Genomic DNA, 17,510 nt, shown 5'->3' with positions numbered 1-17,510 from the left:
GTACCATGAATCCACCGGTTAAAGCGTGCGTGGCGCTGCGCATTTCCAGGCCACCGCTTCGCTATTCAACCGGCATCCGCTCAACAGTCCGACGCTCCTGTGCTTCGACCCGTGCGCCTTAGATCATGAAAATTCGTGGCCCCTTGATACAGTACGATCGAGGACGTGGCGGCTTTCTCGCCATGCGCAGCACGATTGTTTCAGGCGCCAGCCACGTCGCCCGGCCGTGCAGCTATTGCTCGATCGACACGGTCATCTCCATTCGCTCCGTGCGCCGCCATCATTCGGCCATGAGCTGCGATTTCATCGGCGTTCGTAAAGACGAAATCGCCTCCCTGCTGCCCAAGCCCTAGCCTGCTGTCCGCCCCGTTCGTCTGATATCGCGCCGCTTCGCGTTGTGCGGCCTTGCTGCGCGCCACGCGATCGCACGCGATGCCGGTCATCACGTACGCCTCGTCCGTTCACGCGGATGCCGGGCGCGAAGACGCGCATGCCGTCTTCGAATCAACTCCAGGGAAGCAGGATGAAACTTCACGACACGCTCCAACGCACCGTCCCCGTGACGTGCGCCGCCACGATGCTCGCGCTCGCCGCCGTCCAGCCCGCCATGGCGGACGACGCACAGGTCAACGTCTACAACTGGTCCGACTACATTGCGCAGGACACGGTGCCCACGTTCGAGAAACAGACCGGCATCAAGGTGCGTTACGACAGCTACGACAGCGACGACACGCTGCAAGCCAAACTGCTCGCCGGCAGTTCCGGTTACGACGTGGTCGTGCCATCGTCGGCGTATATGGCGCGGCAGATCGAGGCCGGCGTGTATCAGAAGCTCGATAAATCGCAATTGCCGAATCTCGCGAATCTCGACCCGCATCTGATGAAAATGGTCAGCGACGCCGACCCCGGCAATCAATACGGCGTGCCGTGGGCGTGGGGCACGGACGGCGTCGCGTACAACGCACAGGAAGTGCAAAAGGCGTTCGGCGGCGCGACGCCGCCCGATTCATGGGCGCTGGTTTTCGATCCCGAGAATCTCTCGAAACTCAAAAACTGTGGCGTGTCGTTTCTCGATTCGGCATCGGACGTATTTCCCGCCGTGCTGCAATATCTGCATCGCAATCCGAACAGCACGAATCCCGCCGATTACACCGCGGCCTACGAAGTGCTGAAGAAAGTGCGCCCCTATATCACGCAGTTCAATTCGTCGGGCTATATCAACGACCTCGCGAATAACGACGTGTGCATCGCCGTGGCATATTCGGGCGATGCCGGTATCGCACGTCGGCGCGCCATCGAGGCGAAGCGCCACTATCAGATTCAGTTCGTGAATCCGCAGGAAGGCGGTCTGCTCTGGTTCGACATGATGGCGATTCCGAAAGACGCGCCGCATCCCGAAGCGGCGCTCAAATGGATCAATTACATCGAAGATCCGAAAACGAGCGCCGGCATCACCAACGAAGTGTTTTATCCGACCGCGAATCGTGCGTCGTATCCGCTGGTTCAAACGGCGATCATGAAAGATGCCAGCACGTTTCCTTCCGACGAAGTCATCGACAAGATGACCGTCATGCGTCCGCAACCGGCAGCGATCATGCGGCTGCAAAACCGTTTGTGGGCGCAATTGAAATCGGGCACGTAAGGACTTGATTCGCCGCCGCGCGCCGCTTTGTTTCTCTCACCTTTTTATTGCCAACATCATGCGCATTCTGGATATCGTCGATTACTCGCACCCCGCGAAAGAAACGCTCGAATGGGAGCCGAAGCCCGAAGTCGTGCTTTCCGGCCGACCGCGTCAATCGGCCGACATGCATTTCACGAGCCCGTGCGGACAACTGTCGACGGGCATCTGGACCAGCGAACGCGGTTGCTGGCGCGTGAATTTCACGGAGAACGAGTATTGCGAAATTCTCGAAGGCGTCTCGGTGCTGCGCGATGAATCGGGTGCGGAAAAAACCGTGCGCGCGGGCGACCGCTTCCTGATACCCGCCGGTTTTCAGGGGACGTGGGAAGTGGTCGAGCCGTGCCGCAAAGTGTTCGTCTCGGTCGAGTTCAAAGGTTGAGCGATGCGTCGCGCAAGCGAGGCGGATCGGTGACGATCGAACGCAGCGCGGCGCGCGCCTGATGGGGCGTGCCGCGCAACGCGGCGAGATCCGGCACCGGGCGCGCGAGCGTGGGTTCGCGCGCGAACGCGACTTCGAGCGCCTGCGCCGCGTCGAGCAGGCGCGCGTCGCCGCGCATCGGCCCGATCAGTTGCAGACCGAACGGCATGCCCGCGTGATCGATGCCGCAAGGCAGCGACATCGATGGATTCGTCAACACCGTCACAACATAAGTGAGCGCGACCCATCGATAATAATTTTCGAGCGGCGTGCCGTCGATCGACTCGCAATGCGAGGTCGTCCACGCAAACGGCGTGACCGGCGAGACCGGCGAAACAATCACGTCGTAGCGCGAGAAATGCGCCTGAAATTGCCGATACAACGCCGTGCGCTGCGTCTCGGCGCGCGCGACGTCGGCGAGTGTGAGCGCCCCGCCCATTTCGTAATTCGTGCGCGTATTCGCGCCGAGCAGCGACGGATCGCGCTCATAGGTTTCGCGCAGGCTCGCGACGAATTCCTGCGCGCGGACGACGTCGAACACGCGATGCGCTTCGCGCAAATCAAGGTCGATCGGCTCGCACTGCGCCACGATGCGCGAGAGGCGTTCGATCTTCGCGCGGAACGTGGCGCGAATCGACGCATCGACGGCGCACGCGCCAAAATCTTCGGTATAGCCGATGCGCAGCGTCGAAGGGTCGAGGCGCGGTTCGCGCGCGAAGGCGTCGAGCGTTGCGGGATAGCTAAGCGGATCGGCGCTCGCATGACCGGCCACGGCGGCCAGTTGCAGCCGCACGTCGGCGACGTTGCGCCCCATCGGGCCGCTGACCCAGTTCGGCGCCCAGCCCAGCACGCGGCGTTCGGAGGGCACGAGCCCCGGCGACGCGCGATAGCCCACCACGCCGCAGAGCGCGGCCGGAATGCGCAGCGAGCCGCCGAGATCCGAACCCGTGGCGAGCGGCAGCATACCGGTGGCGAGCGCGACCGCCGAGCCGCCCGACGACCCGCCCGCGTTCAGCCGCGTGTCGAACGGATTGCCCGTCGCGCCCCAGACCGCGTTGCGCGTGTTCGCGCCCGCACCCATTTCCGGCACATTGGTTTTGGCCGCGACGATGGCGCCCGCCGCGCGCAAACGCGCGACGAAAGCGTTATCGCTGACCGGCACATGATCGCGATACAGCGGCGAGCCGTAAGTGGTCAGCAAGCCGCCCGTCTCTTCGAGATCCTTCACACCGATCGGCAAACCGTGCAGCACGCCCAGCGCCTCGCCGCGCACGACAGCCTGTTCGGCACGACGCGCTTCGTCGCGTGCGCGTTCGAACGCCGTGGCCGCGAGCGCGTTGACGGCAGGCTCGATCGATTCGATGCGCGCGAGACACGCGTCGAGCAATTCGACCGGCGACAGCTCGCCGTTGCCGATCAGACGCCGCGCGTCGACGGCGGATAAATCAGCCAGTGAAACAGACATTCGAACCTTCCATCAAGCCGCCAGCGCGCGCGCCGATTGATCGACGCAGGCGACGATCGCATCGCGCGTGTTGAGCAGATGCACGCGCGTCTGCTCCTGCACGGCGGCGGCGTCGCGCGCGCGCCAGGCCGCGAGCAGATGCGCGTGCTCGTCGTTATTGCTCGCCATGATATCCGGCTGCACGTACATCGACAGCGACACATACGGACGCGCCAGCAACGACAGCCCGCGCACGACTTCGAACAGCCGCGTGTGCGCCTCGCACTGCATCAGATGCTGATGAAAATCCTCGTTGAGCAAGGCCCATTGCTCGGAACTGGGCGCGGCCTGGCTCATGGCATCGTGGCTCGCCTGCGCCGCGTCGAGTTGCGCGGCGCTCGCGCGCAGACACGCACGCGCCGCGAGCATCGGTTCGAGCAGCATGCGCAGCTCGTAGATTTCGCTGACGTCGTCGGCGGTGAGGCCGCGCACTTCCACGCCCTTGTTCGGATCGATCGCCACCAGCCCTTCGGCGCGCAGATCGCGGAACGCTTCGCGCACGGGCGTCGTGCTCACGCCGAGCCGCTTTGCCACTTCCTCCTGGCGCATGCGCGTGCCCGCCTTGTAGACGCCCTGCAAAATCTCCGCGCGCAGCGTGCCGAGTACGTATTCCTGAATCGTGCGATACGGCTTGCCCATGCTGTCTCCCTGGTCGCTTTGGTCGCTTTGGTCGCTATCGTCGACGCTACGCGATCGCCTCGGTGCTCGCCGCGGCAAGCTCAAGCTCGCGCCGCGCGCCGATCACCTGCTCGATCCACGCCGCCACGCGCAGCGTCTCAAGATCCTCGCCAAACGCGCCGATGGTCTGAAAACCCAGCGGCAAACCCGCATCGGTCCAACCCGACGGCACCGTCACGGCCGGCATGCCGAGCAGACTCCACGGCGCGCAGAACGTGGGGTCGCCGGTGTCGTCGAGACCTTGCGGCGCGACGCCCGTGGCGGGCACGCTCACGAGTGCATCGCAGCCCGCGAGCAGTTGCGCCGAGCGCGCGCGCCATTGCGCCTGCAATTCGAGCGCGGCCTGATAACGCGCCTCGGGCATCGCCGCGCCCTCATCGACGAGCGCACGCATATGCGCGCTCAACTGCTCGCGATGCGCGCGCGCCTCGGGCCCGACCGCGTGCCACGCTTCCACGCGCAGAATCACCTGCAACGCGTCGACGATCTGTTCGAAATCGGCCTCGAATTCGATCTCGACGATCTCCGCGCCCGCCGCGCGCAACTGCGCGAGCGCGGCGTCGAAATTCACTTTCTGCATGTCCTGCAAACGCGCGTCGAACGGCGTGCGTACGACACCGAGACGCGGCGGCGCAGCGAGCGGCGCGAACCACGCCTGCCAGGCGTCGACGCTGTCGATCGCTTCCACGCGCTGCGCGACGAACAGCGCGTGCGCGAGCGCCGCCACTTCCACGTCGCGCGCGAAGAAGCCGATGTGATCGAGCGACGCGGCGAGCGCATGCACGCCCTCGCGCGAGATCGTGCCGTAGCTCGGCTTGTAGCCCACCACGCCACAGTACGCGGCGGGCCGGATCACCGATCCCACCGTCTGCGTGCCGAGCGCAAGCGGCACGATGCCCGCGCCCACAGCCGCCGCCGATCCGCTCGATGATCCGCCGGGCGTATGATCGCGACGCCAAGGATTCACGGTCGGCCCCGGCTGACGCCAGGCGAATTCGGTCGTCACGGTCTTGCCGAACACCAGCGCGCCGAGTTCGCGCAGTTGCGTCACGATCGGCGCATCGGCTTGCGGACGATGGCCGCGCCAGATCGGCGAGCCGTAGCACGTCGGCATATCGACGGTGTCGATCAGGTCCTTCACGCCCACGGGCAGACCCGCGAGCGGCGCATACGCGTCGGGCTCGACGTACGCATCCGGACGATGCGTGAAAACGTGCAGCGATTCGAGCGCCTCGGCGCGCGCCACGGCTTCGTCGAGCCGCGCGCGACTCGCGGCCGGATTGCCGCGCTGCGCGATCAGCGCCGTCACGAACGACGGGTTGGCTTCGTTCATCCTGTCCTTCCATTCGAAGCGTCGGCGCAGCGCGCCGACGCGATAACGGGCATCGCGGCGCTTACTTCTTCGCGGCGGCCGCGGCAAACGAATTGTCGACGGCACTTGCATAGCTCACGCTGCCAGGCTTGATATTGCCGATCGACTCCTGCAGATCGAGCGCATTGCGAAACGCCTGCTCGGAAATCTCGGGCGTCGGCGCGTAAATGTTTTGATCGATCAGGCGGCCCACGGCCGCGTCGACGATCTTCGCGTCGAGCGAGGGAAATTCCGTCTTCGCGACCGCCTTCGCCGTGTCCGGCGATTGATGAATCAGCGCCTCGGCCTCGCCGATCGACTTCACGAACGCCGCCACCATCTGCGGCTTGTCCTTGATGGTCGACGCCGCCGTGTCGATGGTCGAGAACGCATAGCCGCCCGGATAGGCCTTCGGGAAACCGTACACGACCTTGTAGCCCTGCGCGATGCCGGTGTCCGCCTGCGGTTCGTAGACTGCCGCCGCCTGGCTGCGGCCCGCGCTCACGGGCGCGAGTTCGGTGCCCAGTTGCACCGTGTTCAGCGACACCTTCTCGATCTTCTGATCCTTGATGAGCCGTTGCAGCAGATACGTGCTGGTCGACGGCGGCAACGCCGTGGCGACGCTCTTGCTCGACATGTCGCCGGGCTGATGCACGCCCGCGTCCGGCGGCGCGATCACCCACACCGGCACGCCCGCCACCACGTTCGCGACGGCCATCACGTTCGCGCCCTTGAGGTTCGCGAGCACGGCCGTCATCGGATCCTGCAGCGAGAAGTCCGCATGGCCGCCGATCACCGCCGCCACGCCCGCCGCGCCGCTGCCCGCCGTGACCTTCTTCACGTCGAGACCGTTCTTCGCGAAGATCCCCTTGTCGATCGCCACGTAAAGCGGCAGATACTGAATCGACTGAAAAGCCTGATACACCGTAACCGGTTCCGCCGCCCGCGCGGACACCTGAACGCTCAACCCCGTCACTGCCGCCGCAATGGCAATCGCGCTTACTCGTTTCATCGTGTTGACTTCCATGAAATGACCTTTGCTTCCGTGAATTGAACGATCCAGCCCAGCAGCGTCGCCATCAGCGTGAGCACGATAATGCCGAGCCACACCGTATTCAGATCGAACAGCGATCCGGCGACGAACACCTCATGCCCGAGTCCTGCCTGCGAAGCGATGTACTCGCCCACCACCGCGCCGATCAGCGCGAAGCCGATGTTCACGCGCAGCGTCGAGAACACCCACGGCAGCGCGCCCGGCACGATCAGCTTCGTGAAGATCATCGAAGGCTTCGCGTTGAACGAGCGGAACAGGTTGAGCAGATCCTTGTCGACTTCGCGCGCCGCCGCACACGACGAGATCATCGCCACGGCGAAGGTGGAAATGCCCGCGAGCCAGACTTTCGACGTCATGTCCGAGCCGAACCAGATGACGATCAGCGGACCGAGCGCGATCTTCGGAATACTGTTCAGGATGACTGATAATCCTTCAGCGACGCCTGACACGCGCGGCACGAACCACAGCAGCAGCCCGAGGCCGATCCCGAGCCCGCTGCCCACCACGAGGCCCACCACCGTTTCGTAGAGCGTGACGAGCGTGTCGGGTATCAGCGTGCCGCCGTTCAGGCCTTGTTGCGCGGCCTGCCAGATGCCCGCGGGCGAGCCGAGCAGCTTGCCGTTGATCCAGCCCGCCGTGACCGCCACCTGCCACAGCGCGATCAGCGCCACGACGATGAGCGCGACCGCGCCCGTGGTGCCGAGCTTCGCCGCGCGGCGCGGCTTCGCGCGCCGCCGTGCGGGCCCGTTGGAGGAGATCGCAATATCGCTCATGCCGTGGCTCCCGCGTGCTGGATGGTATGGCTGCGCAGTCCGTTCCAGACGCGCGAATGGTAGGTGCGGAACTCGGGCGCCTCGCGCGCCGAGACCGCTGTGCGCGCGCCCTGCGTGGTCAGGCGCACGTCGATGTCGTCTTCGATACGCGCCGGGCGGCCGCCCAGCAGGATCACGCGGTCGCTCATCGCAATCGCTTCCTCGATGTCATGCGTGACGAGCACGACGCTCGTGCCGCTCTGCTGGCGCAACGCCATCACATCGTCTTCGAGCGCGAGACGCGTCTCGTAGTCGAGCGCGGAAAACGGTTCGTCGAGCAGCACCAGCGTGGGATCGACCAGCAGCGTGCGCGTGAGCGCCACGCGCTGGCGCATGCCGCCCGAGAGCGAATGCGGATACGCGTCGGCCACCGCGCCGAGGCCGTAACGCGCGAGCATCTGGCGCGCGCGTTCGAGGTCGGCGCGCTTGACCTTGCGATACAGCTCGATGCCGAGCACGGCGTTTTGCAGCACCGTGCGCCACGGCATCAGCAGGTCTTTTTGCAGCATGTAGGCGATGCGCCCGGCGCTGCCGTCGTCGCGCTTGCCCACGCTGATCTGCCCCGACTGCGGCTTGATGAGCCCCGAGACGAGATTGAACAGCGTGCTCTTGCCCGCGCCGCTGCGGCCGACAATCGAGACGATCTCGCCGCTGCGCACGCTGAAATCGAGCCGTTCGAAGATCGGCACGTCGACACCATCGGCAGTCCGAAATGCGTGACTGAGTTGCTGGACCTTCAGGCGGTCCGTACCCGACGCATGCGTCGAAGCGATGTTCCCCGCGTGCGGGGTTGCAATGGCTGAGACACTCATGGACATCCTCATCGGTACGTGGCGTACGTTTGTGCTGTGCACAACACATAGTGCACAGTCAAAAAACCACGACGCAAGTGAAAAAATAAATTCCGCGCAATCGGGAATTCACCTGCTCGATGATGGTGCGTCAATGCGGATTCGCGGGCGCGAATCGCACCAGAGCGGCGTGCAAACGCCGTGCGATGGTGCGCTTTTCGGGGAGACGTGTGAACAGGGGGCGCGCGTCGAAAAAGAAACCGCGCGCAAACAACGAGACTAGCGAAATCAAAATAGAAACGCCGCCAGCGAGATCGCGGGCGGCGCGTCTTACTGCCGGAATCGACGATTAGCGGATACCGCCCGCCGCCAGCAGATGCTCGCCGGTTAGCCAACGCGCTTCGTCGGAAGCGAGGAACACCGCGACATCGGCGATATCTTGCGGCTGGCCCGCGCGGCCGAGCGGCGTCTTCGCGATGAAGTCCGCGGCCATGTCCGAGCCGGTAATGCCCGCGCTATGCGTGCCTTCGGTTTCAACGTAGCCGGGATTGATCGCGTTCACGCGGATCTTGCGCGGGGCAAGCTCCAGCGCCAATACGTTCGTGATCGCGTCGAGCGCGCCCTTGGTGCCGGTGTAGATCGCGCTCGCGGGCGGCGTGATGCGCGTGACGCCCGAACTGATATTGATGATGCTTGCGCCTTCGCCCAGATGCTTCACGGCCGCCTGGGTGACGAGCAGCGGCCCGAGCACGTTGGTGTCGAACTGGCGATGGAACTCCTCGGCGGTGATGTCCTCAACCGGCGAGAACGCATACACGCCCGAATTGTTCACGACGATATCGAGGCGGCCGAACGCGTCGATGGCCGTTTGCACGAGCTTCGCGGCGTCGGCGGGCTGCGAGACGTCGCCGCCTGCCGCCGTCGCCTTGCCGCCCGCAGCCTGAATCTGCTCGACGACCGCCAGCGCGCCGGATTGGCTGCTCGCATACGTCACCACGACCGACGCGCCCTCTTTCGCGAGCGCGCGGGCGATCGCCGCGCCGATTCCCTTCGATGCGCCCGTAACGAGCGCGACCTTTCCTTCGAGCCTGGCCATGACAAACCTCCAATGTGGGTTGAACCGTTCGCTCGCCGCGCTGCGGCTTGCGTCGGTGCCGAACCACAATGTAGAGGGTGCCAGTGCAGCGAAAAAGGGCCTGGCGACGAATGGAGTGGCCGCATTTGCCGAACAATGCGCGTCGTGGACAAAGCCTCGACAGCGCTCAGTCTTCGTGTGGAATCCCGTCGATCGGGCACTCCGCCGTGCCGGGCGTGCTGCGCGTGAGCGCTTCCACGCGTCGGCGCGTGGCCTCGGGGTCGGCCACCCAATCGCGATAGAAACCGAACGGGCAATCCGCCACGCCGTTCGCGCCGTCGCCGGAATGGATCGTGCCGGTATAGCCGCGATGCAGCAGCTTGTACAGATGGTTCTGCGACTGCATGTTGCGGCGCGCGTCGCGGATCATGCCGAGCGACAGTTCCGCGTATTGCACCCCCATTTCCTCTTCGCCGCATTCGCCGAGCGTGCGCCCGTCGAAGCCCACGATCGCCGAGTGGCCGAAGTACGAATACACGCCGTCCCAGCCCGTGGCGTTCGCGACCGCCACATAGGTGTTGTTCATCCACGCCATCGCTTTCGCGACCATCACCTGCTGCTCTTTCGCCGGATACATATAGCCCTGGCAGCGCACGATCAACTCCGCGCCGTTCATCGCGCAGTCGCGCCAGATCTCCGGATAATTGCCGTCGTCGCAAATAATCAGGCTGATTTTCAGGCCTTTCGGACCGTCCGACACATACGTGCGATCGCCCGGATACCAGCCTTCGATCGGCGTCCACGGCATGATCTTGCGGTACTTCTGCACGATCTCGCCGCGATTGTCGATCAGCACGAGCGTGTTGTACGGCACCTTGCGCGGATGCTCCTCGTGACGTTCGCCCGTGATCGAGAACACGCCCCACACATTGGCCTTGCGGCACGCCGCCGCGAAAATATCGGTCTCTTCGCCGGGAATCGTCGACGCCGTATCGAACATCTCCTGGCGGTCGTACATGATGCCGTGCGTGGAATACTCGGGAAATACCACGAGGTCCATGCCCGGCAAACCCTGCTTCATGCCGACCACCATATCGGCGATACGGCGCGCGTTGTCGAGCACCTCCGCCTTCGTGTGCAGACGCGGCATCTTGTAGTTGACCACCGCAACGCCCACACAATCGCGGCTGCTCGAAATATCACCATGTCGCATGATGCTTCCTCCTTGAATGCGTTGATGCCGCGCGCGAAGGCCGCCGCTTGCGGGCAGCGGTTCGCGCGCGGCACACCTTAGTGGCTGATCATCCAGGGCCGTCCCGCCGGCCGTTTGAGACCGTCCGACGCCGCGCCCGCGAGCTTCGCCGCGCCGCCCGAGCAGCAACTGCAGCCCGCGCGATGACGCAGTGGCGGACCGTCGCCGGACTGACGCGGCGCGTGCGCGGCGCGTTCGTTGGTCGCGTGCGCCGCGCGGCGCGTGTTCGCCATCAGCGCCAGCGAAGGCGCACTGATGACGCGTCCGCCTTCCGCGCCGCAGTCGGGACAACGGCACGGTTTTTCGCGGTCCGCAATGCGGCGCATGACGGAGAACGGCCCGCAGCTTGCGCACTCGAAGTCGTAGATCGGCATGACAGCTTCCTTTGAATGACGTCGGCGAGAATCCGGAATCAGGCCTTCACGAGATCCGGCGAACACGGCAGATCCACGCCGCCCTGAATGTGCTGGATCGGGCCGTCGGCGTTCGGGCGAATGTCGAAATCGAAGATCTGCGTGGGCAGCCACAAGGTCGCGCACGCATTCGGAATATCGACCACGCCGCTGATATGCCCCTGCACCGGCGCACAACCGAGCAGCGAATACGCCTGCGCGCCGGAATAGCCGAACTTCTTCAGATATTCGATCGCGTTCAGACACGCCTGGCGATACGCGGTGGTCACGTCGAGATAATGCTGGCCGCCCTGCTCGTCGACGGAAATGCCTTCAAAAATGAGGTAATCGTTGTAATTGGGCGTGATCGGGCTCGGCTGGAACACGGGATTGCGAATGCCGTATTTCGCCATGCCGCCCTTGATGACGTTCACGCGCATATGCACCCAGCCCGCCATTTCGATCGCGCCGCAGAACGTGATTTCGCCGTCGCCCTGGCTGAAGTGCAGATCGCCGACCGAAAGGCCCGCGCCATCCACGTAGACCGGGAAAAACACCTTCGAGCCGCGCGACAGATCCTTGATGTCGCAATTGCCGCCGTGCTCGCGCGGCGGCACCGTACGTGCGCCCTGCGCGGCGGCTTTGTCGCGTGCTTCGCCCGCGAGCTTGCCCATGTGCGCCGTGGCCGCGAACGGCGGATTCGCAAGCGGCGGCACGCGTTCCGGATCGGTGGCGATCAGGCCGGTTTCGCGCGCATTCCACGTTTCCAGCAGTTTCGGATCGGGCAGGCAGCCGATCAGACCCGGGTGAATCAGGCCGGCGAAATTCACGCCCGGAATATGGCGCGAACTCGTGTAGACACCGTGAAAATCCCAGATCGACTTTTGCGCGCTCGGGAAATGATCGGTCAGAAAGCCGCCGCCGTTCGTCTTCGAAAAGAAGCCGTTGAAACCCCACTGGCTGTCCGCTTTCGCGCCGATGTCGAGCAGATCCACCACGAGCAGGTCGCCCGGCTCCGCGCCGTGCACGCCCACCGGGCCGGAGAGAAAGTGCACGATCGACAGGTCGATGTCGCGCACGTCGTCGGCGCTGTCGTCGTTCTTGATGAAGCCGCCGGTCCAGTCGTAGGTTTCGAGGATGAAGTCGTCGCCGGGCTTCACCCAGCAGGCCATCGGAATGTCGGGGTGCCAGCGGTTGTGCACCTGTTCGTTTTCGTAGGCCGACTGGTTCAGATCGACCTTGATGAGAGTGTCGGGCATTGCGTTCGCTCCTGGGTTCGCGGATTGACATACGGCGCGGCGCGCGAACGCCGCGCCGCGCTCAGACGGAGAGGTATTCGCGGATGCGGTCGGTGTCGCCCGCATCGCGCGTGCTTTGGTGCACGAAGCGCCCGCCTTCGATCACGAAGAGCCGGTCGGCCACGTCGAGCGCGAAGCTCAACACCTGCTCCGACACGACGATGGCGATGTTGCGGCTCGTGCGAATCTGATTGAGCGCCTTGGCGATGTCCTTGATGACCGAAGGCTGGATGCCTTCGGTCGGCTCATCGAGCAGCAGCACTTTCGGGTCGGTCGCGAGCGCGCGCGCAATCGCGAGTTGCTGCTGCTGGCCGCCCGAAAGATTGCCGCCCTTGCGCTTGCGCATGTCGAACAGCACGGGAAACAGCGCGTAAAGTTCGTCGGGCACGCGCTGGCTCTGCGCGTTTTCGAGGCCCGTCTGAATGTTTTCCTCGACGCTCAGCGAGGCGAAAATCTGCCTGCCTTGCGGCACGTAGGCGATGCCTTTCGACACGCGGCGGTAACTCTCGTCCTTCGAGACGTCGGCGCCGCCCACGCGCACCGTGCCGCGATTGGCGGGCAGCATGCCGATCAGCGCCTTGAACAGCGTGGTCTTGCCCATGCCGTTGCGGCCCATCACGGCCACGCTTTCGCCTTGCGAAACGGAAAAGCCGATGCCGTGCAGCACTTCGCTCTGGCCGTAGCTGACGACGAGATCGTCGACTTCCAGCATGATGTGTTCTCCGTGTTGTCGTTCGTTTGCCGACTCGGTGGCCAACTCAGTGGCCCAGATAGACGTCGATCACGCGCGGATCGGCCTGCACCTGCGCCATCGGCCCTTCCGCGAGAATCTTTCCCTGATGCATGACCGTGACCTTGTGCGCGATACGCTCGACGAACGCCATGTCGTGCTCGATCACGATCATCGAGCGATTGCGGCAGATTCGATCGAGCAGATCGGCGGTCAGTTCGCGCTCGCGCACGCTCATGCCCGCGATCGGTTCGTCGAGCATCAATAGTTCGGGATCCTGCATCAGCAGCATGCCGATTTCGAGCCACTGTTTCTGGCCGTGCGAGAGCAATCCCGCTTCCATATCGAGCGCGGCGGCCAGACCGATTTCGTCGGCGACGTCACGCACGCGGTCGGCCACTTCGGCGTCTTCGCGATAGGCGAGCGCGCCAAACACGCTGCGTCCGCGCGGAAACGACACTTCGAGGTTCTGCGCCACGCTCAGGTTTTCGTAGATCGACGGCGTCTGGAACTTGCGGCCGATGCCCTTGCGCACGCGGCGAAATTCCGCGAGATTCGTGATCTCCTCGTTGCGGAATTTGATGCTGCCGGCCGTTTCCTTCGTCTTGCCGCAAATCAGATCGAGCAGCGTGGTCTTGCCCGCGCCGTTCGGTCCGATCACCACGCGCAGCTCGCCGCGTTCGAGATAGAGATTGAGCGAATCGATCGCCTTGAAGCCGTCGAACGACACGGTCAGGTCTTCGATCGCGAGCAGAAAGTCGGTATTGCTCATGCTTCATGCCTCCTTGTTCGCCGCGCCGAGCAGCCGCCGCACGCGCGGGCGCACGTGCTCTTCGTAGAGGCCCGCGAGCCCGTTCGGAAACACCATCACCACGCCGATGAACATCGCCGCCATCAGATAGAGCCAGAGATTCGGAAAGCTCTCCGAGAACCAGCTCTTGCCGAGGTTGACGAGAATCGCGCCGTACACCGCGCCGACCAGCGACATGCGCCCGCCGATGGCCGCGTAGATCACCATTTCGATCGACGGCACGATGCCCACGAACGACGGCGACATGAAGCCCACCTGCAGCGTAAACATCGCGCCGCCGATGGCCGCCAGCATCGCCGCGAGACAGAACGCGAACACCTTGAACATGGCGACGTCGTAGCCCGAGAAGCGCACGCGGTCTTCCTTGTCGCGCATCGCGAGCAGCAGCGTGCCGAGCTTGCTGCGCTGGACCCAGCGGCAGGCGAGCAGCGCGCCGATCAGCAGCGCGGCGTTCACGAAGTACAGCACCAGCTTCGCGTGATCGGTGCGAATGTCCCAGCCGAGCAGCGTGCGCAGGTCGGTGATGCCGTTCACGCCGCCCGTATAACCTTGCTGGCCGATGATCAGCACCGAGAGAATCAGCGCGACGGCCTGCGTGATGATCGCGAAGTACACGCCGCCCACGCGCCGCTTGAACATCGCGTAGCCGATCACGAACGCGAGCGCCGTGGGCACCACGAGCACCGCGAGTATCGAGAACGGCAAGTAGTGAAACGGCTTCCACCACGCGGGCAGCGCGGTGAGCTGATTCCAGTCCATGAAGTCCGGAATGCCGGGCGTGGTCTGCGTGCGCGTGGCGGCCGGATCGGACGCTTCGAGCTTGAGAAACATCGCCATCGCGTAGCCGCCGAGGCCGAAGAACACGCCCTGGCCGAGACTGAGCACGCCGCCGTAGCCCCACGCGATCACGAGGCCGATCGCCACGAACGCGTAGGTCAGGTACTTGCCCATCAGGTTCAGGCGGAACGTGTCGAGCGCGAGCGGAAACACGACCACGATCACCAGCGCGAGCAGCACGATGCCCGCGTAGCCCGAAGCGTCGAGCCACGCGAGGCGCGCGCGCCAGCCGGCCGGCGGCGCGCCCTGGCCGGATCGCGGGGATACGCCGCCCGCCGTGGGTTGGATGGGTTCCATGTCCATCTCCATACGAATGAAGCTGTGTGAATGAGGCTTGTGCAAAGACGTACGCTTTAACGCGGCTTCTGCGCGGCTTAAACGCGCCGCACCTTCGAAGCGAACAGACCTTGCGGACGCAGCATGAGAATCACCACGACGGTCAGCAGCGTGAGCACGCGCGCAATCGAGCCCGAGAGAAAGAACTCGCTGATCGACTGCATCTGCGCGATGCCGAACGCCGACGCCACGGTGCCGAGCAGACTCGCCGCGCCGCCGAACGTGACCACCAGAAACGAATCGACGATATAGAGCGAGCCGCTCGTCGGTCCCGTCGAGCCGATCGCCGTGAAGGCCGCGCCCGCCACGCCCGCGATGCCGCAGCCGATCGCGAAGGTCATGCGGTCGGTGCGCCGCGTGTTGATGCCCGCCGCGTTCGCCATCGGCCGGTTCGCGACCGTGGCGCGCACGCGCAGGCCCCAGCGCGAGCGATAGAGCGCGAGCAGCAGGCCGCCCGTCATCAGCAGCGCGAGACCCATCACGAACATGCCGCTCACCGGTATGTCGAGGCCGGGCGTGGGCTCCCACGAACCCATCAGCCAGTCGGGCAGCGCCGGGCTCACTTCCTTCGGCCCGAAGGTCGAGCGAAACACCTGCTGCATGCCGAGGCTCAGGCCCCAGGTGGCGAGCAGCGTGTCGAGCGGGCGCTTGTAGAGATGGCGGATCAGCGCCCATTCGGCGAGCCAGCCCGCCGCGAACGCCAGCGCGAACGCCGCGAGAATCGCGAAGAAGAAATACACGGGCGTGAATGCGTGCCAGACGTTCTGCGAGAACCACGAAAACATGTAGACCGTATAGGCGCCGATCGTCATGAATTCGCCGTGCGCCATATTGATGACGCCCATCTGGCCGAAGATCACGGCGAGCCCGAGCCCCATCAGGAGCAGGACGCTGAAGAGGCTCAGACCGGCGAAGCCCTGCATCAGCGTGATGTTGAAAATATCGGTAGCGGACATCGAACGCTCCTCGCGCGGCGGCGTCGTGCGCCGCCGCGCCGCTGCGGTTGACGGATTACATGTAGCCCTTCGGGAACGGATTCGGCTGGATCGGCTGCTCCGACTGCGCCACGACCTTGAACTGGCCGTCCGCCTGTCCTTCGCCGATCAGCGAACGGCTCCACAGGTGATGGTTCGGATCGACCTTCGCGTAGCCCTGCGGCGCGTTCGCCACTTCGATACCGGCCGAATGCGCGACCACCTTGTCGACGTCGAAACTGCCCGCGCGCTCGCACGCGGCCTTCCAGATCCACGGGCCCAGATAGGCGGCCTGCGTGACGTCGCCGATCACCGACTTCTGGCCATAGCGCGCCTTGAACGCCGCCACGAACTTCTTGTTGTTCTCGTTATCGAGCGACTGGAAGTACTTCATCGACGAGAAGAAGCCCGCGAAATTCTCGCCGCCGATGCCGAGCACTTCGTCTTCCGTGACCGAGAGCGTCAGCAGGAACTGCTTCTGCGGCGTGATGCCCGCGGCCTTGAGCTGCTTGTAGAACGCCACGTTCGAGCCGCCCACCACGGTCGCGAAGATGCAGTCCGGGCGCGCGAGCTTGATCTTGTTCATCAGCGAGGCGAACTCGGTCGTGCCGAGCGGGTAATACTCCTCGCCCACCACCTTCGCGTGCAGATGCTGTTCGATATGGCGGCGCGCGATCTTGTTCGACGTGCGCGGCCAGATGTAGTCGGAGCCGATCAGGAAGAAGGTCTTCGCTTTCTTGGTGTTCGAGGCCCAGTCGAGCGCCCAGAGAATCTGCTGGGTCGCTTCCTGGCCCGTGTAAAACACGTTCTTCGACTGTTCGAGGCCTTCGTAGAAGGTCGGGTAATAGAGCAGGCCGTTGTCCTTCTCGAACACCGGCAGCACCGCCTTGCGCGAGGCCGAGGTCCAGCAGCCGAACACGGCCGCGACGTGATCGTTCTCCAGCAGCTTCTTCGACTTTTCGGCGAAGGTCGGCCAGTCGGACGCGCCGTCTTCCTGAATGATCTGCACCTTGCGGCCCAGCACGCCGCCCATCGCGTTGATCTGCTCGATGGCGAGACGTTCGGCCTGGATCGAGCCGGTTTCCGAAATCGCCATCGTGCCCGTGGCCGAGTGCAGCTGGCCGACCGTCACCGTGGTGTCCGTGACCGCGAGGCCCGTGGTGTTGACCTTCGCGGTGGGCGGCGTTTGCGCAAACGCGCCGCGCGAGAAGCCCATCGCCATCAGCGGCGCGGCGGCCAGGCCACCGAGCATTTTCCGGCGCAGCGGCGAGGGCATCGGGGCATCGTCATCGAATCGATCGTCTGCGGACATCACGTTCTCCTTATCGGGTGCCCGGCGCTGAACGCTGCGGGCTGGGTCGAGGGTTGGACGCAATGTAGAAAGCCAAATTGACGACCGGAATACGTCGATTGACGTATTCCCGGCGCGCGCACTGGAATGTAATTTGCATCGCACTGCGATCCCGCGCGCCGCCGCGGTTTCCGCCGCTTTCGCACCAATCCGGAACATCGT

General features: G+C 64.5%; 19 protein-coding genes. 4 read left to right on the top strand and 15 right to left on the bottom strand.

Translation table 11 applies throughout. From position 1 onward, the window contains the following. The first annotated feature begins 125 nt into the window (after positions 1 to 125). The 3 genes from BMY06_RS38475 (at position 126) to BMY06_RS05365 (ending at position 2,063) form a co-directional block, all read left to right on the top strand. On the top strand, positions 126 to 353 hold the full coding sequence (locus tag BMY06_RS38475; RefSeq protein WP_065060946.1) for a hypothetical protein: 228 nt from the start codon (positions 126 to 128) through the stop codon (positions 351 to 353). A gap of 224 nt (positions 354 to 577) precedes the next feature. Beyond that, a complete protein-coding gene (locus BMY06_RS05370) occupies positions 578 to 1,642 on the top strand; it encodes a polyamine ABC transporter substrate-binding protein (RefSeq protein WP_074982188.1) in 1,065 nt (354 codons plus the stop codon). Between the two features lie 58 nt (positions 1,643 to 1,700). After that, a complete protein-coding gene (locus BMY06_RS05365) occupies positions 1,701 to 2,063 on the top strand; it encodes a cupin domain-containing protein (RefSeq protein ID WP_074981911.1) in 363 nt (120 codons plus the stop codon). On the opposite strand, the gene BMY06_RS05360 is transcribed toward BMY06_RS05365, so the two are convergent. From BMY06_RS05360 to BMY06_RS05335, 6 genes are all read right to left on the bottom strand, one after another. Beyond that, positions 2,053 to 3,567 carry an amidase gene (locus BMY06_RS05360; RefSeq protein WP_074981909.1) on the bottom strand — a complete coding sequence of 505 codons (1,515 nt, stop codon included), beginning with the start codon at positions 3,565 to 3,567 and terminating at the stop codon, positions 2,053 to 2,055. The genes BMY06_RS05365 and BMY06_RS05360 overlap by 11 nt on opposite strands. 12 nt (positions 3,568 to 3,579) lie before the next feature. Next, complete coding sequence (locus BMY06_RS05355) at positions 3,580 to 4,245, bottom strand: GntR family transcriptional regulator (RefSeq protein ID WP_074981907.1); 666 nt, start codon at positions 4,243 to 4,245, stop codon at positions 3,580 to 3,582. Positions 4,246 to 4,291: 46 nt separating this feature from the next. Then, the gene (locus BMY06_RS05350) at positions 4,292 to 5,617 is read right to left on the bottom strand and encodes an amidase (protein WP_074981906.1); all 1,326 of its coding nucleotides are present in this window, start codon (positions 5,615 to 5,617) and stop codon (positions 4,292 to 4,294) included. Between the two features lie 61 nt (positions 5,618 to 5,678). Then, complete coding sequence (locus BMY06_RS05345) at positions 5,679 to 6,647, bottom strand: ABC transporter substrate-binding protein (protein WP_065061040.1); 969 nt, start codon at positions 6,645 to 6,647, stop codon at positions 5,679 to 5,681. Further along, positions 6,644 to 7,462 (bottom strand): ABC transporter permease, encoded by an 819-nt coding sequence (locus BMY06_RS05340; protein WP_074981903.1) that lies wholly within the window; start codon positions 7,460 to 7,462, stop codon positions 6,644 to 6,646. The genes BMY06_RS05345 and BMY06_RS05340 overlap by 4 nt, the downstream gene beginning before the upstream one ends. Further along, positions 7,459 to 8,313, bottom strand: coding sequence for an ABC transporter ATP-binding protein (locus tag BMY06_RS05335; RefSeq protein ID WP_065060952.1), 855 nt, complete (start codon positions 8,311 to 8,313; stop codon positions 7,459 to 7,461). Before BMY06_RS05335 ends, BMY06_RS05340 begins: the two co-directional genes overlap by 4 nt. On the opposite strand from BMY06_RS05335, the gene BMY06_RS38470 reads away from it, so the two are divergent. Beyond that, positions 8,312 to 8,575 carry a hypothetical protein gene (locus BMY06_RS38470; protein WP_124263104.1) on the top strand — a complete coding sequence of 88 codons (264 nt, stop codon included), beginning with the start codon at positions 8,312 to 8,314 and terminating at the stop codon, positions 8,573 to 8,575. The genes BMY06_RS05335 and BMY06_RS38470 overlap by 2 nt on opposite strands. A gap of 66 nt (positions 8,576 to 8,641) precedes the next feature. On the opposite strand, the gene BMY06_RS05330 is transcribed toward BMY06_RS38470, so the two are convergent. The 9 genes from BMY06_RS05330 to urtA form a co-directional block, all read right to left on the bottom strand. After that, positions 8,642 to 9,388: an SDR family NAD(P)-dependent oxidoreductase gene (locus BMY06_RS05330; protein ID WP_065060953.1), complete on the bottom strand. Its 747-nt coding sequence runs from the start codon at positions 9,386 to 9,388 to the stop codon at positions 8,642 to 8,644. 166 nt (positions 9,389 to 9,554) lie between these two features. Next, a complete protein-coding gene (locus tag BMY06_RS05325) occupies positions 9,555 to 10,580 on the bottom strand; it encodes an aliphatic amidase (RefSeq protein ID WP_065060954.1) in 1,026 nt (341 codons plus the stop codon). 77 nt (positions 10,581 to 10,657) lie between these two features. Next, the gene (locus tag BMY06_RS05320) at positions 10,658 to 10,993 is read right to left on the bottom strand and encodes an FmdB family zinc ribbon protein (protein ID WP_065060955.1); all 336 of its coding nucleotides are present in this window, start codon (positions 10,991 to 10,993) and stop codon (positions 10,658 to 10,660) included. A gap of 38 nt (positions 10,994 to 11,031) precedes the next feature. Further along, entirely contained in the window at positions 11,032 to 12,270 is a 1,239-nt protein-coding gene (fmdA, locus tag BMY06_RS05315) for a formamidase (RefSeq protein WP_065060956.1), read from the bottom strand. A gap of 61 nt (positions 12,271 to 12,331) precedes the next feature. Further along, a complete protein-coding gene (urtE, locus tag BMY06_RS05310; RefSeq protein WP_065060957.1) occupies positions 12,332 to 13,021 on the bottom strand; it encodes an urea ABC transporter ATP-binding subunit UrtE in 690 nt (229 codons plus the stop codon). Between the two features lie 46 nt (positions 13,022 to 13,067). Then, entirely contained in the window at positions 13,068 to 13,811 is a 744-nt protein-coding gene (urtD, locus tag BMY06_RS05305) for an urea ABC transporter ATP-binding protein UrtD (protein ID WP_065060958.1), read from the bottom strand. A gap of 3 nt (positions 13,812 to 13,814) precedes the next feature. Continuing rightward, positions 13,815 to 14,984: an urea ABC transporter permease subunit UrtC gene (urtC, locus tag BMY06_RS05300; protein WP_065061041.1), complete on the bottom strand. Its 1,170-nt coding sequence runs from the start codon at positions 14,982 to 14,984 to the stop codon at positions 13,815 to 13,817. A 77-nt stretch (positions 14,985 to 15,061) separates the two neighbouring features. Further along, positions 15,062 to 15,979, bottom strand: a complete 918-nt coding sequence (gene urtB, locus BMY06_RS05295) for an urea ABC transporter permease subunit UrtB (protein ID WP_074981902.1) — start codon at positions 15,977 to 15,979, stop codon at positions 15,062 to 15,064. A gap of 55 nt (positions 15,980 to 16,034) precedes the next feature. Then, the gene (gene urtA / locus BMY06_RS05290; protein ID WP_065060960.1) at positions 16,035 to 17,309 is read right to left on the bottom strand and encodes an urea ABC transporter substrate-binding protein; all 1,275 of its coding nucleotides are present in this window, start codon (positions 17,307 to 17,309) and stop codon (positions 16,035 to 16,037) included. Between the last annotated feature and the right edge of the window lie 201 nt (positions 17,310 to 17,510).

Source organism: Paraburkholderia tropica, from assembly GCF_900109265.1.
Classification (GTDB): domain Bacteria; phylum Pseudomonadota; class Gammaproteobacteria; order Burkholderiales; family Burkholderiaceae; genus Paraburkholderia; species Paraburkholderia tropica.
The sequence above is the reverse complement of the archived record's forward strand: the minus strand, read 5'-3'. Positions and strand labels throughout refer to the sequence as shown.